We start from the raw sequence: 12,876 nt of genomic DNA on the forward strand, positions 1-12,876 counted from the left end.
TTCTCAGACCTTTAGCTTTGATCCATTTGCCTGCATCCAGCAGGCAAGTGAATCAAGCGTATTACGCAGGGTCTTGCCCAGAGCGGTAACCTCATATTCCACACGCGGTGGCATTTCTGGATAAACGACACGGGTAATCAACCCGCGCGTTTCAAACAGTCGGAGCTGCCGCGTAAGTTCCTTCTGAGTAATCGGTGCAACGGCACGTTGAAGCTCTCCAAAGCGAATGGGGCCATCCGTAACGATCAACCGATAAAGGATCGGTATCGCCCATTTTCCAGCGATCAGGTTGACGAAATCCACCATGGGACACCGGCTGTTGGTAGATACGTCTACTGATAAGTCGCCCATCAGCCCGCCTCGCGATATTGGAAAATTATTCCTTTAGTACCAAATTGGTGCCTACTATACATTAGATACTAATGGACACAATGTCCTTTCTCCCAGAAGCGAAAATGCTTCGAATGAAGAAAGGTGAATTATGGGTCGTCTCGAAGGAAAATACGCGCTCATCACGGGCGGAACGAGCGGTATCGGGCTTGAAACTGCTAGACAATTTACCCTTGAAGGTGCAACGGTAGCCATCACCGGACGAAAGGCAGAAGGTTTGGAGACTGCTTCCCGCGTACTGCCTGAAAATGTCCTGAAAATCCAAAGCGATTCCGGCGATATTGTAGCACAGGAGCAGCTTGCACAGAAACTCCGGGAACAGTGGCCGCAACTTGATGTCCTTTACATAAATGCGGGCGACGTCACTCACAGCCCGCTTCAGGACTTTAATGAAGACGCCTACGACCGGCTGATGGCGACCAATCTGAAAGGTCCGTTCTTTCTGATCAAAGCACTGCTACCACTTCTGGCCAATCCGTCATCAGTCATTCTGTGCGGATCAGCCAGCGCGCATATCGGTCTTCCGCAAAGCAGCGCCTATGGTGCGAGCAAAGCCGGGCTTCTGTCATTGGCACGCACCCTTTCCGGCGAATTAGTAGATCGCGGAATCCGTGTGAACGGCCTCAGCCCCGGCCCCACAGAAACACCAGCATTCGGCAAACTTGGGCTCGCGCCTGCGCAGGAAGAAATCTTACGCTCAGATATACGCAAACTCGTGCCAATCGGACGGATGGGTAAGCCTGTCGAACTCGCGAAAGCTGCGGTTTTTTTGGCGTCTGACGAATCCACTTTCGTCGTGGGATCAGAGATCCGGGTTGATGGCGGCGTGACCAATCTTTGATTGCTCAATTAACCGCAAGGCCGCATTGAAGCTGTTGACAATGCGGCCTCGCAGGAATAGCAAAGCATCATGATTAAAGCGCTCATCAACACCCGTTCTTATTACGCCCCGCTCATATAGCGGCGGGTTTGCTTTGTCATAGTTCAACCGCTGCATTGCCAGCGGTTTCGTATGAAGACAGTGCCTCTGGCGATGCTGCCATTCAGAGGTCAGTCCATGTCTCGCGACAAAAATCATCAGCATAAAACAATCGGTATTATCGGCCTTGGTGCATTCGGGCAGCTTATTGCCCGCTACCTCAGCCCATATTTCCGGCTGTATGCTTATGACCCTGCCGCAGGGCTGGCTAACGTTGCTGGTGCTCTCTCCGTAACATTGACCTGCATAGAAGATGCAGCCCGCTGCGACGTCGTTATTCTGGCAACGCCCGTCTCAAATCTTGAGCCCGTCGTTGAAGCAATTGCGCCACATTTGCGGCCCGGCGCGCTCGTGATGGATGTGGGATCAGTGAAAGTCGGCCCAGCCAACGTGATGCTCAGAGGTCTGCCGGATAATGTGGATATTGTCGCCACGCATCCACTTTTTGGCCCGCAAAGCGCCAGCAATGGTATTGCCGGATTGAAGATTGCCATTTGTCCGGTTCGCGGCAAACAAGGGCCTCGCATTGGTGCATTCTTACGCAAGCATCTGGCGCTTGATGTCATCATGACCACTCCAGAAGATCATGATCGCGATGCGGCCATGGTTCAGGGGCTGACGCATCTGATCGCAAAAGTGCTGGTGCAGATGGAGCCTCTGCCCACACGCATGACGACCAGAAGCTTTGACCTGATCATGCAGGCGGTGGGCATGGTGCGCCACGATGCGCCGGAGGTTTTCCATGCCATCGAACGTGCAAATGATTTTGCGCCGCAAATTCGTCAGCGTTTTTTCGAACTGGCTGCTAATGTGAATGAAGAATTGAGCCGAGTCCCTCAATCATGACTCTGGTGTCGTGTTCAGAACCAATAATGGAAGTTGAAATCATGAATCGCGATACGCTTTACCTTTTGCAGCCGGGTTTTGATGACCCGGCCTATCCCGGTCAAAAATTCTATTGCGAGCATTGCGCCCTGATGGAAGGTGTTCTGGCTTCATTTCCTGAACTCGGAAAAAATCTCGACATCAGGCACATAGCCTGGCCACGTCCGCGGCAAGAAGTCATCGCGCTTGTGGGGGAAGAAAACCAGTCGTTACCTTTGTTCATATTGACGAAAGGTAATCGCTCGGTCCATCAGACGGGTGAATATGGGGGCAATGCTTTTGTTTCTGACAAGGATGCAATTCTCGCAGTGCTTTCTGAGCGGCATGGTTTTCCAAATCCACATCCGTAACTAAAGGTTCAAGCCATGAGCGGCAAAATACTGATCAGTGCCTGCCTCGCCGGGCATCCGGTCCGTTACAACGGATCGGCAAAACCGCTCGCACATCCGCTTGTCGATCAGTGGCGTGCTGAAGGACGGTTAGTGACGGTTTGCCCAGAAGTAATGGCAGGTTTCGGCGTGCCTCGCCTCCCCGCAGAAATTGCAGCAGGAGACGATGGCGAGGCAGTACTTTCAAGCCACGGTCGTGTTATTGAAGAAAATGGGGGCGATGTCACCGCACAATTCGTCGCTGGCGCTCAAGCAGCGCTTGCCGTGGCACGAGCAAACGATTGCCGTTTTGCTCTATTGATTGATGGCAGCCCATCCTGTGGCAGTCGCTCGATCTATGACGGCAAATTCATCGGCCAAAAACATTTCGCAGCCGGTGTCACTGCCACACTTCTTCGCAGCCACGGATTAGAAGTATTCGCCGATTCAGAGAATGAAGACCTTGGCATTCGTCTTCAAGCTTTAACTTAACTCGCCCAAAATCCATTCACGGAAGGCGCGGACTTTAGGCATATTCTTTCGCGCCTTTGGGTAAACCAGCCAATAGGCCCTTCCGTCATCGCAGAGAAGGTCAAAGGGTTGAATCAATTGCCCTGATGCCAATTCAGCAGTATGGAATGCAGGTGTTAGGATGCCCACGCCCTGCCCGGCAGCGGCTGCACGCCCTTCGAGGTGCTGAGCGCCATAACGGCTGAATGCATTGCCCTTTATTTCCGGGTTTTCAATTCCGGCAGCCTCGTACCAGATTTTCCACCATGGATCCGTTGGATCTACCGCGCGCAGACGCAACAGATCGGCAGGTTCGTTAATTCCTCCCACCGACTCCATAAGCTTCGGGCTGAGCATCGGCGAGAATTGCGCCTTAATGAGTTCATGCGAGATCATACCCGGCCAATCACCTCTTCCGCTGCGAATAGCCATATCGATATTCGACGTCGAGAAGTCGACCATATCATTGGACGTATCCAACCGCACCGCGAGCGAAGGATGCTTCATCTGAAACGACCCCAACCGCTGCACAAGCCAGTTTGACGCGAAGGTGACGACAGCGCTGATCGTCAGAACGCCCTGCGTGTCTTCACGCGCCGATGCGAATGCCGTCCGCATGGCTTCGAAGGCTTCATTGATGGCAGGAGCAAGACGCACGCCCAATTCGGTCAGTTCCACCTGGCGCGGCTTGCGCAGAAACAGCGGCGCGCCGACACGCTCTTCCAGCAATTTTATCTGATAGCTGACGGCAGCCTGAGTCATTCCAAGCTCTTCCGCAGCACGCGTAAAGCTTGCATGGCGGGAAGCGGATTCAAAAACGCGAATAGCTGAGAGCGGCGGCAGGGGCGACGTCATAATACATAAGTTCTCCTTATGCATCATAATCGACGTTCAATTGGAAAACAACGCGTTTTTCCGTCATAACTATAGGCACAGTTTAACCGACAGCCCAGCCTCCCACTAGGCTCTAAGCTCAGAAAAATCGAGATTGACCATGCGTGATGTTGAGATCAACTCATCAGCGATTGCCGTTGTTTGCCCTGAAAAAATAGCGTCGTCCGGCCTGCGTGCGTGGATTGCAGGTTTGTTCAAGCGGAAGCCGAGCCATTACGTCATCAGCGAAAATTCGCCGGAATATCTGCTGCGCGATGTAGGCATCAAAGAGGGACGACCACCCCGCTTTGACCGTGCCGGACACAAACTGCCTGAATGGTGAAAGTTACCTGTTTTTACGCATTATCCTACGCAAAACCGCTTCGCACTTTTGCTGGAAATGCTTTTAGCCACTAACCACCGCAAAGCCACGCGCTTTCAGGCCCCGCCGGTCTTCGCGCAGATTACCGATCAGGCGCGACCGGCTTCCGCCAAGATGCAATGTCATCAAAGCCATGGCTTGAGACGCGTTTCCTTCTCGCACCGCATCAAGAATTGCACGATGCTGCTGCCATGCGCAAGCTAGCGCGTCCGCATCTCGCACTTCTAGCCAGCGTGCCCGTGAAAGCCGTTGCATGGCATCGCGAACACCACGGTTTAGAAATTCATTGCCTGAAAGTCGCGCAAGTTCGATATGGAAATCCATGCCCACACGATGCCATTTCTCGCGTGCGCTCGCGGCATCGCAACTATTGAGCATTTCAGCAATTGCCTCAACACCACTGCGATCTTCCAATGCGCAAGTAACTTTCAGAGCCGCAATTTCGAGCGCCTCGCGATAGACGCCGATCTGCTCAATCTCCGCAAGATTGATCGGTGAAACAGTCCAGCCGCGCCCTTCCCTTCCGACGAGCCCTTCGGCTTCAAGACGTAAGAGTGCAGCACGGATAGGCGTGCGCGATGCATTGAACTGCGCTTCGATCCAGCGTTCGGTCAGCCGTTCGCCCGGCCCCAGCTCAAGCCCGAGGATCAAATCGCGAAGCTGTTCTTCGACTTGCCGCATCTGTGACATTGGACCCTCGATAATTCTGGCGAACGGCTGATTGACAAGCCACTGCGACAGGCGCATGTGTGTATTCCAATTTGGTATCCCAAAATGGAATACAAAGCAATCATATCTAATTTCAACGGAACAGAGCATGCGTACCCAGCCGGCCGAATACGGCAGCAAGGCCACAACACAATCGCCAGCCGCGATTGCAAATGACGAGAACCAGGAACGCTATTGGAAGCAGAACCTTGTTATCTGCCTCGTCGGTTCCTTCACGACACTCGTAGCCATGTCGCTGCTTCTGCCGTTTCTTCCGCTTTATGTGGAGCAACTGGGCGTCGTTGATCATGCCGCAATCGTGCAATGGTCGGGCATCGCCTATGGTGCGACGTTTCTGGCTGCAGCAATTGTCGCCCCATTCTGGGGCAGACTTGGCGACCGTTATGGCCGAAAACTGATGCTGATCCGCGCAAGCCTCGGCATGGCGATTGCCATGTCTTTGATGGGAATGGTTACAGATATCTGGCAACTTGTGGCCCTGCGGTTGTTCGTCGGCATTGCGGGCGGCTACTCGTCGGGTTCGATGATCCTTGTCGCCACGCAAACGCCAAAAGACAAAACTGGTTGGGCGCTGGGCGCCCTTTCTGCGGGCATTATGGGCGGCAATCTGGCTGGCCCTTTGCTCGGCGGTGCGCTACCGCCATTGATCGGTATTCGTGCGACTTTCTGGTTGGCGGGCAGCGTGATTTTTCTCACCTTCCTGGCCACTACATTTCTGATCCGTGAGGAACGGAAACCACCCAAGCGCAGCAAGGAACAGAAACAAGAATCTGTCTGGTCCGCCATTCCAGATCGCAAACCGATCATCGCCATGCTCGCGACAGGCATGCTGTTGATGTTCGCAAATATGTCGATCGAACCGATCATCACAGTCTATGTCATGCAATTGATGGACGACCAGACCAAAGTGACGCTGATTTCCGGCGTGGTAATGGCTGTCGCGGCACTCGGCAGCATCCTGTCTGCCTCCAGGCTTGGCCGTCTGGCAGACCGTATCGGCCACACACGCGTCATCATCGGTGCACTGACGATCGCAGCCCTCCTGCTGATCCCGCAAGCCTTCGTCACGCAAGCCTGGCAGCTGATTGGCCTGCGCTTTCTGATGGGCTTGGCATTGGGTGGTCTTCTGCCCTGTATCAGCAGCGTCATCCGACACAATGTTCCCGACCGGGTCGCAGGCAGTGTGCTCGGGCTTTCAGTTTCGGCGCAGTATGTGGGTCAGGTCGCAGGTCCCGTTGCTGGCGGGTTTATCGGCGGTCGCTTTGGAATGCCCGCAGTATTCCTCTGCACATGCGCGCTCATGGGGGCAGGAGCAATTTATAACTGGGGTGTTCTGAGAAAAGCTTCACAGAATTGATGCATGAGGGCGATAGTTACCCTCATTCCGCGATTCTTTGAGACAAGCCATGACGACACATCTTTTTGCGCCCCATGATGTTCTTGCAGCCAAGCTTTTGCCACACGCACTCGACAGCCATGAGGATGGATCACATGATCTGTCTCACCTTACTCGCGTATGGAAAAATGCGGCCCTCATTCAGCAGACAGAGGGCGGAGACGCAGAAATATTATGCGCAGCCGCCCTTATGCATGATTGCGTGAGCGTAGAGAAAAATTCACCTGAGCGTCACCTTGCCTCGCGCTTAGCTGCCGAAAAAGCAACCAGCCTGCTGCGTGAACTTAGTTGGAGTGAAGAACGGATCGCAGCAACAGCGCATGCAATTGAGGCACATAGCTTCTCAGCCAATATCGAGCCACGCACTGTTGAGGCTAAGATCTTACAAGATGCGGACCGGCTCGATGCTATCGGTGTCATTGGAGCAGCACGCTGCTTTTACATCGCAGGCCGTATGGGCAGCGCGCTTTATGATTGGCAAGACCCGAAGGCGAAAAGCCGCCCACTTGATGACAAACGTTATGCGCTTGATCACTTCCGAGCCAAATTGTTCAAGCTTGCTTCCGGATTCAAAACAGAAACGGCAAGCCGCATGGCTACGGAGCGCCATGAAAAGCTGGAGGCTATATTCAACGATTTCCTGTGTGAAGCAGGCAGTTAGAGCGCCGATCTGGTTGGATCAGATCGGCGCTCTAACAGTTTGTTTTAACACGCATATTTGTCCGAAAACCGTTTCACGCTTTAGCTATGCGCTCTAAATCGAATAACCGCCATCAACGCTGAGTGCTGTTCCCGTAATCATCGATGATGCATCCGACGCCAGGAAAAGCGCTGCTTCCGCAATGTCTCCAGGTTTGGAGAAACGGCCAAACGGGATCGTGCCTTTCAGGCTCTCGCGTGCCGCGGGGGTGTCTTCTGCGAGAAACATCCCTAAAGCTTCGCCGTCGCTTTCAGCGGGGCAAATACAGTTGACGCGAATATTTTTTTCGGCGAGTTCCAGCGCCATCGCCTTGGTCGCGCTTACAACCCAGCCTTTGGACGCCGCAAACCACGTAAGACCTTTGCGCGGACGATTGGCCATTGCAGATGCAGTGTTGATGATCACGCCGCTGCCCTGATGCTCCATGATTGGCACGACCAGCAGCGTCGAATGGTAGATCGCCTTCATGTTGACCGCATTGATGAGATCAAACGCGTGCTCATCCACTTCCGTCAAAGGCATATTGCGATGCGTGAAACCCGCATTGTTGACCATGATATCGATGCGACCGAACTTATCAAAAGCCGCACGTGCCAGCCGTTCCATATCATCCTTGCGTGACACATCAGCCTGCACGGACAACGCATCTTTGCCGATATCGGCAAGTTCGTCTTCCAGGCGTTTCACATTCACATCGGCCAGCACAACCTTGGCGCCCTCAGCTGCAAAGCGGCGCGCTATGGCAGAACCGAAACCAGATCCAGCACCTGTGATAATCGCAACCTTGTCCTGCAGCCTCTTCATGTCATTCTCCTTTTGCGGATGTAGGATATGATCCGCCCGTCAAATCAGTAAAAACTTTGTTCAGCACTGCTGTGTTCATGCCTGAATATGGCTCTATGTTGAACATGTCATCTATGCATATGCGGTTAACCGAGATGCAAAGACAGCTGTAATTGGCAACATTCGCGAGAATGTTACATTGGATGGTTGAATTTAAATCGATTAGATTATAGACAGAGGCTGTACGAAAATCGCATTCTGCTATTAGTGCGCCGTGCGCCCTCTTGGGCGCATAAAGGACGCTCTGAACTATTAAATCTACGCATCGTACTTTCCAAAAATCGATTCCGATTTTTGGGCCGATGCTGTAGCAGACTGATTTGCGTTAGAAGTGGAAGAGAGCAATATATGACCAGCCAGATAATACCGGTAGAGCCCTTCGATTGCATCGTTTTCGGCGGTTCCGGCGATCTTGCCGAACGCAAACTGATTCCTGCGCTGTATCAGCGTCAGCGTGCAGGTCAGCTCAGTGAGCCGACACGCATCATCGGCGCTTCGCGTAGCGCTATGACAGATGAGGAATATCGCAAGTTTGCACGGGATGCGATCAACGAGCACGTGAAGGCTTCGGAAATCGACGCCAAGGAAGTCGAAGCATTTATTGCGCGTCTTACCTATGTTGCAGTCGATGCGAAGTCTGAAGATGGTTGGGCCGCTCTCAAGGAAGCCATTGGCAAAAAGCCAGAGAAGATCCGCGCTTTCTATCTTGCCGTAAGCCCGACTCTGTTCGGTGACATTGCCAGCCGCCTCAAGACGCACGGCCTGATCACTCGTGACACGCGCATTATCGTTGAAAAGCCAATTGGTCGCGATCTTGAATCCGCCAATGCGCTTAACGACACGATCGGCAGCGTTTTCCGCGAAGATCAGATTTTCCGTATCGATCATTATCTCGGCAAGGAAACCGTTCAGAACCTTATGGCTCTGCGCTTTGCCAATGCACTCTATGAGCCGCTCTGGAATTCAGCGCATATCGACCACGTGCAGATCACAGTTGCTGAAGCTGTCGGCCTTGAAGGTCGTGCCGGTTATTACAATACCGCTGGCGCGCTGCGCGATATGGTGCAGAACCATATTCTCCAGTTGCTTTGCCTCGTCGCTATGGAACCGCCTTCGTCACTCGAAGCCGATGCAGTGCATGACGAAAAGGTCAAGGTGCTTCGCTCGCTGAAGCCAATCACGACCGCCAATGTTGAAGATGTTACCGTTCGTGGTCAGTATCGCGCAGGCGCGTCGGCAGGCGGCCCGGTCAAGGGTTATCTGGAAGATCTCGGCAGCGACACCAGCAACACGGAAACCTTCGTGGCGCTCAAGGCAGAAATCGACAACTGGCGTTGGGCAGGTGTTCCTTTCTACCTGCGCACCGGCAAGCGTCTTGCCACCCGCGTGTCGGAAATCGTCGTCACTTTTAAGCCGATCCCGCATTCGATCTTCGGTGAAAATGCTGGTAAGGTTGTGGCCAACCAGCTCGTCATTCGTTTGCAGCCTGATGAAGGCGTGAAGCAGTGGCTGATGATTAAGGATCCAGGTCCGGGCGGAATGCGCCTGCGTCACGTTCCATTGGACATGAGCTTTGCGGAATCGTTCAGCGAACGCAACCCGGATGCTTATGAACGCCTGATCATGGACGTTGTCCGAGGCAATCAGACACTGTTCATGCGCCGCGATGAAGTGGAAGCTGCATGGCGCTGGGTTGATCCGATCCTTCAGGGATGGGAATTGAACAACCAGCAGGTTCACGGTTACACGTCAGGTACATGGGGCCCATCGTCTTCCATCGCTCTTATCGAGCGCGACGGACGGACCTGGCACGAAAGTCTCTAGCGCTGGATAATGCGTCAAAGCCAATAGTTAGAGCGGTTCCAACGATTCAATCTTAACTGGAACCGTTCTACGCACGAGACCCCCAGACCCGGAAGAAACGTTGACAGAAAATTCCGGATCAGTCTTTGTGCCAAAAAAGAAAGAGCGAGCGCGAATACCCGACAAGGGGTGCTCGCTCTGGACTGTCCTGACTTTGAAAGGTATGGCATGAGCATCGAACGGCACGATTTCACCAGCGGAACGGAACTGGCACAGTCGCTTTCTGAAGCGATTGCGAACAAGCTGGCTGCCGCTATCGCTGAGCGGGGGCAAGCGACACTCGCTGTTTCCGGCGGCACGACGCCGCTCAAGCTGTTTGACATCCTATCGCGCAAGATGATCGACTGGACGCTCGTCACAATCACGCTTGTCGATGAGCGTTTCGTACCCCCAACAAACGAACGTTCAAACGAAAAGCTGGTGCGCGATCATCTATTGCGCGATCATGCAGGTGTTGCGAAGTTCGTCGGTCTTTATAATCCGGCCGCAACAGCTGAAACTGCAGCTCTTGCTGCCGCCAATCGTATCGATGCACTGCGCCGTCCTTTTGACGTCGTTGTGCTCGGCATGGGCAATGATGGCCACACGGCATCGTTCTTCCCTAATGCCGACAGGCTCGATCAGGCGATTGATCCGACAACAAAGGCCGTTGTTCTGCCAATCCATGCCGAAGGTGCTGGCGAGAAGCGCCTGACCCTTACGCTGCCATTGCTCGCTGAAGCTGATATGCTGGTTCTGCACATCGAAGGTGCGGCCAAGCAGGCGACACTTGAGCAAGCATTGGCTGGCGATGACGAGACTGAAATGCCAGTGCGTGCGGTCTTCCGCCATGCCCGCAAACCGATCCAGCTTTACTGGACCAGTTAGAGCAGTTCCAATTAAGAACGCAGCAGTTTGCGTTCGGGCTACAGCATAATTCCTTAAACCTGAATCAGTTTAAGGTAAAATTATGCTGTAAATATAGAGTGTTAGAGTGACCTTTGTGCGCCCAAGAAGGCGCACAGCGCTCTATTGGAATAAACTACAGGCAAACCTCGCACTATTTTAGCAGGTGATACCCATGACGACGCAGACCGCACATATCCGCATCAAGGAAATTACCGAGCGCATCGTTGAGCGCTCGAAACCAAGCCGCGAGGCATATCTTGGACGCGTCCACGAGGCTGCGTCCAAGAAACCGCATCGCGCTGTGCTTGGATGTGCCAATCTCGCTCATGGTTTTGCAGCCTGCGGCCCGAATGACAAGGCGGCACTCACCGCCGATGTGGTGCCCAATTTGGGCATTATCACCGCTTATAATGACATGCTCTCGGCGCATCAGCCGTTTGAGACCTACCCTGAGCTGATCCGCAAGGCTGCCCGTGAAGCTGGCGGTGTGGCACAGGTCGCAGGTGGTGTGCCAGCAATGTGCGACGGCGTCACACAAGGTTTCGCTGGCATGGAACTTTCGCTGTTCTCACGCGAAGTGATCGCCATGGCCGCAGCCGTTGGCCTCTCGCACGATATGTTCGATGCTGCCGTCTACCTCGGCGTCTGCGACAAGATAGTGCCGGGACTAATCATCGGCGCCCTGACGTTCGGGCATCTGCCTGCGGTGTTCATTCCGGCTGGTCCCATGACGAGCGGCTTGCCGAACGATGAGAAAGCCAAGACCCGTCAGCTTTATGCCGAAGGCAAGGTTGGGCGTACGGAATTGCTGATCTCTGAATCGAAATCCTACCACGGTCCGGGCACCTGCACATTCTATGGCACGGCAAACTCCAACCAGATGCTGATGGAAATCATGGGGCTGCATTTGCCCGGTTCATCCTTCATCAATCCGGGCACACCTTTGCGTGACGCCCTCACCCGCGAAGCGGCCAAACGCGCCCTGGCGATTACCGCATGCGGCAACGAATATACACCTGTCGGTGAGATGCTCGATGAGCGCTCTTTTGTGAACGGTATCATTGGGTTGAACGCCACAGGCGGCTCGACCAATCATACGATTCACCTGATCGCCATGGCGGCTGCGGCAGGCATTAAGCTCACATGGCAGGATATTTCAGAAATTTCGGATGTCGTTCCACTTTTGGCACGCGTCTATCCAAATGGACTTGCCGATGTGAACCATTTCCATGCTGCAGGCGGCATGGGCTTCCTGATCCGTGAACTGCTTGACGGCGGCATTCTGCATGAAGATGTCCGCACAGTCTGGGGCGAAGGGTTGCGACCATACGCAATCGAACCCAAGCTCGGTGTCGATGGCAATGTCGTGCGCGAGCCGGTGCCTGAAAAAAGCGGAGACGACAAGGTTCTGGCGAAGGTCCATTCGCCGTTCCAACCTTCAGGCGGCATCAAGGTTTTGACTGGCAATATCGGCAACGCGATCATCAAGGTTTCAGCCGTGAAGCCTGAACGCCATGTTATTGAAGCACCTGCAAAAGTCTTCAATGATCAGTCGGAATTGCAGGCCGCATTCAAGGCGGGCGATCTCACTGGTGATTTCATCGCAGTTGTCCGCTATCAGGGACCGAAAGCCAATGGAATGCCAGAACTGCACAAGTTGATGACTGTGCTTGGCATTTTGCAGGATCGTGGCCAGCGGGTAGCGCTCGTTACTGATGGGCGTCTTTCCGGCGCATCCGGCAAAGTGCCTTCCGCAATCCACGTGACCCCTGAAGCACTCGACGGCGGTGCAATCGGTAAAATCCGCAATGGGGATATTGTGCGGCTTGATGCGATGAATGGAACGCTGGAAGTGCTTATCAATGATGCTCTTCTTGCTGAGCGCAGCGAACCGCGCCCCGACCTTTCGGGCAATGAGCACGGAATGGGGCGTGAACTTTTTCGCGCCTTCCGTCAGATTGCTGGCCGTGCCGATGAAGGTGCTTCCGTCTTCTGAAAGACGACGCCAATGAAATAAGGCAAAGCGGTTTTTAAGCCGCTTCGCCTTTCAAACTGGACAATCATTTAAGA

Annotated in this window: 14 protein-coding genes; 10 read left to right on the top strand and 4 right to left on the bottom strand. The window is 53.8% G+C overall.

The window, feature by feature from the left end:
* Positions 1-3: 3 nt before the first annotated feature.
* Complete coding sequence (locus CES85_RS02910) at positions 4-306, bottom strand: winged helix-turn-helix transcriptional regulator (RefSeq protein WP_235901730.1); 303 nt, start codon at positions 304-306, stop codon at positions 4-6.
* A gap of 175 nt (positions 307-481) precedes the next feature.
* Here CES85_RS02910 and CES85_RS02915 point away from each other — a divergent pair, with 175 nt between their 5' ends.
* The 4 genes from CES85_RS02915 (at position 482) to CES85_RS02930 (ending at position 3,114) form a co-directional block, all read left to right on the top strand.
* Complete coding sequence (locus tag CES85_RS02915; protein ID WP_095444560.1) at positions 482-1,231, top strand: SDR family oxidoreductase; 750 nt, start codon at positions 482-484, stop codon at positions 1,229-1,231.
* A 216-nt stretch (positions 1,232-1,447) separates the two neighbouring features.
* Positions 1,448-2,215 (top strand): prephenate dehydrogenase, encoded by a 768-nt coding sequence (locus CES85_RS02920; protein ID WP_095445674.1) that lies wholly within the window; start codon positions 1,448-1,450, stop codon positions 2,213-2,215.
* 41 nt (positions 2,216-2,256) lie between these two features.
* The gene (locus tag CES85_RS02925; protein WP_095445675.1) at positions 2,257-2,604 is read left to right on the top strand and encodes a DUF3088 domain-containing protein; all 348 of its coding nucleotides are present in this window, start codon (positions 2,257-2,259) and stop codon (positions 2,602-2,604) included.
* Positions 2,605-2,619: 15 nt separating this feature from the next.
* Entirely contained in the window at positions 2,620-3,114 is a 495-nt protein-coding gene (locus CES85_RS02930) for a 2-thiouracil desulfurase family protein (RefSeq protein WP_095444561.1), read from the top strand.
* On the opposite strand, the gene CES85_RS02935 is transcribed toward CES85_RS02930, so the two are convergent.
* The gene (locus CES85_RS02935) at positions 3,106-3,987 is read right to left on the bottom strand and encodes a LysR substrate-binding domain-containing protein (protein WP_095444562.1); all 882 of its coding nucleotides are present in this window, start codon (positions 3,985-3,987) and stop codon (positions 3,106-3,108) included. The genes CES85_RS02930 and CES85_RS02935 overlap by 9 nt on opposite strands.
* 139 nt (positions 3,988-4,126) lie before the next feature.
* Here CES85_RS02935 and CES85_RS02940 point away from each other — a divergent pair, with 139 nt between their 5' ends.
* Positions 4,127-4,348: a hypothetical protein gene (locus CES85_RS02940; protein ID WP_095444563.1), complete on the top strand. Its 222-nt coding sequence runs from the start codon at positions 4,127-4,129 to the stop codon at positions 4,346-4,348.
* 63 nt (positions 4,349-4,411) lie between these two features.
* Here the strand turns inward: CES85_RS02940 and CES85_RS02945 are convergent, their stop codons facing one another.
* Positions 4,412-5,077: a GntR family transcriptional regulator gene (locus CES85_RS02945; protein ID WP_095445676.1), complete on the bottom strand. Its 666-nt coding sequence runs from the start codon at positions 5,075-5,077 to the stop codon at positions 4,412-4,414.
* 127 nt (positions 5,078-5,204) lie between these two features.
* On the opposite strand from CES85_RS02945, the gene CES85_RS02950 reads away from it, so the two are divergent.
* Together CES85_RS02950 and CES85_RS02955 are read left to right on the top strand one after the other, a co-directional pair.
* Positions 5,205-6,473 carry a multidrug efflux MFS transporter gene (locus tag CES85_RS02950; protein ID WP_095444564.1) on the top strand — a complete coding sequence of 423 codons (1,269 nt, stop codon included), beginning with the start codon at positions 5,205-5,207 and terminating at the stop codon, positions 6,471-6,473.
* 49 nt (positions 6,474-6,522) lie between these two features.
* A complete protein-coding gene (locus CES85_RS02955; RefSeq protein WP_095444565.1) occupies positions 6,523-7,173 on the top strand; it encodes an HD domain-containing protein in 651 nt (216 codons plus the stop codon).
* Between the two features lie 93 nt (positions 7,174-7,266).
* Here CES85_RS02955 and CES85_RS02960 read toward each other — a convergent pair whose 3' ends face one another.
* Positions 7,267-8,016, bottom strand: a complete 750-nt coding sequence (locus CES85_RS02960; RefSeq protein WP_095444566.1) for a glucose 1-dehydrogenase — start codon at positions 8,014-8,016, stop codon at positions 7,267-7,269.
* Between the two features lie 387 nt (positions 8,017-8,403).
* Between CES85_RS02960 and zwf the strand changes: the two genes are divergently transcribed.
* The 3 genes from zwf to edd all read left to right on the top strand — a co-directional run bounded on the left by zwf (position 8,404) and on the right by edd (position 12,802).
* Entirely contained in the window at positions 8,404-9,879 is a 1,476-nt protein-coding gene (zwf, locus tag CES85_RS02965) for a glucose-6-phosphate dehydrogenase (protein ID WP_095444567.1), read from the top strand.
* 207 nt (positions 9,880-10,086) lie between these two features.
* Positions 10,087-10,785 carry a 6-phosphogluconolactonase gene (gene pgl, locus CES85_RS02970; protein WP_095444568.1) on the top strand — a complete coding sequence of 233 codons (699 nt, stop codon included), beginning with the start codon at positions 10,087-10,089 and terminating at the stop codon, positions 10,783-10,785.
* A 193-nt stretch (positions 10,786-10,978) separates the two neighbouring features.
* The gene (gene edd, locus CES85_RS02975) at positions 10,979-12,802 is read left to right on the top strand and encodes a phosphogluconate dehydratase (protein WP_095444569.1); all 1,824 of its coding nucleotides are present in this window, start codon (positions 10,979-10,981) and stop codon (positions 12,800-12,802) included.
* Positions 12,803-12,876: the final 74 nt, after the last annotated feature.

Source organism: Ochrobactrum quorumnocens (genome assembly GCF_002278035.1).
Lineage (GTDB): Bacteria > Pseudomonadota > Alphaproteobacteria > Rhizobiales > Rhizobiaceae > Brucella > Brucella quorumnocens.